The sequence below is a fragment of the Micromonospora sp. MH99 genome (genome assembly GCF_021442385.1).
Lineage (GTDB): Bacteria > Actinomycetota > Actinomycetes > Mycobacteriales > Micromonosporaceae > Micromonospora.
Window position 1 is genome coordinate 1 of sequence record NZ_MUZA01000145.1, and the last position, 2843, is coordinate 2843.

Annotated in this window: 1 protein-coding gene; it reads left to right on the top strand. The window is 69.4% G+C overall.

Going from position 1 to position 2843, the window contains the following annotated elements:
- Window positions 1-2753: formate dehydrogenase (gene fdh, locus B0E54_RS32170; RefSeq protein WP_255788026.1), on the top strand; the 2753-nt coding region annotated here is incomplete at its 5' end.
- Window positions 2754-2843 lie beyond the last annotated feature (90 nt).

Consider the following 2843-nt stretch of genomic DNA (forward strand, 5'->3'; position numbering starts at 1 on the left):
TGTTCACCGCGATGGGGGCCTTGCAGATCGAGAACCAGGCCCGTATTTGACACTCCGCCACCGTCCCCGGTCTGGGGGCCAGCTTCGGTCGTGGCGGTGCGACGGATTTCCAGCAGGACATCGCCAACGCTGACGTCATCGTCATCCAGGGCTCGAACATGGCTGAGGCGCACCCGGTGGGTTTCCAGTGGGTGATGGAGGCCAAGCGCCGGGGCGCGAAGGTCTTCCACGTGGACCCGCGTTTCACGCGGACGAGCGCGGTGGCCGACTCGTACCTGCCGATCCGGGCGGGCACCGACATCGCACTGCTCGGCGGCGTGGTGCGCTACATCCTGGACAACGAGCTGGACTTCCGCGAGTACGTGCTCGCCTACACCAACGCGGCGACGATCGTCAGCGAGCGGTTCAGCGACACCGAGGACGGCGACGGCTTCTTCTCCGGCTTCGACCCGGAGACCGGCAGCTACGTGCAGGACAGCTGGCAGTACGAGGGTCACGAGGACTCCTCCGGCAGCGGGCACACCGCCCAGGAGCGCGACAACGCCGCGGGGTTGGCGCACGAGTCGCACGGCGCGCAGGTCGGCGGGCAGACCCAGCGGGACGAGACGTTGCAACACCCCCGCTGCGTCTACCAGATCCTCAAGCGGCACTTCTCCCGCTACACCCCGGAGATGGTGGAGCGGGTCTGCGGTATTCCGCAGGAGAAGTTCCTCGAACTGGCCCAGGCGTGGACCGCCAACTCCGGCCGGGACCGCACCGGCATGCTGATCTACTCGGTGGGGTGGACGCAGCACAGCGTGGGCGTGCAGTACATCCGTACCGGGGCGATCATCCAGCTGCTGCTGGGCAACATGGGCCGCCCCGGCGGCGGGGTGATGGCCCTGCGCGGTCACGCCAGCATCCAGGGTTCGACGGACATCCCGACCCTGTTCAACCTGCTGCCGGGCTATCTGCCGATGCCGCACCACGCCGAGCACGCCACGTTCGACGAGTGGGTGGAGAGCATCCGGCACCCCGGCCAGAAGGGCTTCTGGGGCAACGCCCGATCGTTCGCGGCCAGCCTGCTCAAGGCGTACTGGGGTGACGCGGCGACACCGGAGAACGACTACTGCTACGGCTACCTGCCCCGACTGACCGGTGACCACGGCACCTACCAGCAGGTGTTGAACATGATCGACGGGAAGATCAAGGGGTACTTCCTGCTCGGGCAGAACCCGGCGGTCGGCTCGGCCCACGGCCGGGCGCAGCGCCTGGGCATGGCCAACCTGGACTGGCTGGTCGTCCGCGACCTGTTCATGATCGAGAGCGCGACCTTCTGGCAGAACGGTCCCGAGGTGGCCACCGGCGAGATCGTGCCCGAGGAGTGCCGTACCGAGGTGTTCTTCCTGCCCGCCGCCTCGCACGTGGAGAAGGAGGGCTCGTTCACCCAGACGCAGCGGCTGTTGCAGTGGCGGGAGAAGGCGGTCGAGCCGCCAGGCGACGCCCGCTCCGAGCTGTGGTTCTTCTACCACCTCGGCCGCAAGCTGCGCGAGAAGCTGGCCGACTCGACGCTGCCGCGCGACCGGGCGCTGCTCGACCTCACCTGGGACTACCCCACGCACGGTCCGCACGCCGAGCCGAGCGCCGAGGCGGTCCTGCGCGAGATCAACGGGTACGACGTGTCGACCGGCCGTCCGCTGTCCAGTTTCGCCGAGGCCCGCGCGGACGGCTCCACAGCGATCGGCTGCTGGATCTACACCGGCGTGTACGCCGACGGCGTCAACCAGGCCGCCCGCCGCAAGTCCCGACACGAGCAGGACTGGGTGGCCGCCGAGTGGGGTTGGGCCTGGCCGTCCAACCGGCGGATCCTCTACAACCGTGCCTCCGCCGACCCGGACGGCAACCCGTGGAGTGAGCGCAAGCGCTACGTGTGGTGGGACGCGGAGAAGGCCGAGTGGACCGGCTACGACGTGCCGGACTTCGAGAAGACCAAACCACCGTCGTACCGCCCGCCGGCCGGCGCGTCCGGGCCGGAGGGGATCGCCGGCGACGACCCCTTCGTCATGCAGGGCGACGGCAAGGGCTGGCTGTACGCGCCCAGCGGTGTGCTGGACGGGCCGCTGCCGACCCATTACGAGCCGGTGGAGTCGCCGGTGCGTAACCCGCTCTACCGGCAGCAGGCCAACCCGACCCGCAAGTCGTACGCGCACCCGGTGAACTCGGTCAACCCGAGCCCACCCGAGGACCACAGCCAGGTCTTCCCGTACGTGTTCACGGTCAGCCGGCTCACCGAGCACCACACCGCCGGTGGGATGAGCCGCACGGTACGCCCCCTCGCGGAGTTGCAGCCGGAGATGTTCGTCGAGGTGTCGCCGGAGTTGGCCGCCGAGGCCGGGCTGGCGCACCTGGGGTGGGCGCACCTGATCAGCGGGCGCGCGGTGATCGAGGCGAAGGTGCTGGTGACCGACCGGCTCACGCCGCTGCGGGTGGACGGTCGGATCATCCACCAGCTCTGGCTGCCCTACCACTTCGGTTACGAGGGCCTGGTCACCGGCGACTCGGCCAACGACCTGTTCGGCATCACCCTCGACCCCAACGTCCTCATCCAGGAGAGCAAGATCGGTACCTGTGACGTCCGGTCGGGCCGCCGTCCCACCGGGTCGGCGTTGCTCGACCTGGTCGCCGACTACCAGCGGCGGGCCGGCATCACACCGGGCGGACACGCGCCGGCCGTCACCACCGACCAGGACGTGGAGGGGCGCGATGGCTCCTGACCCGAACAGCCTCTACGGGCCGCTGGATCCGGCGCCGGACGCCGGTTATGTGGACGCGCCGCCGCGGATGGGGTTCTTCACCGACACGAG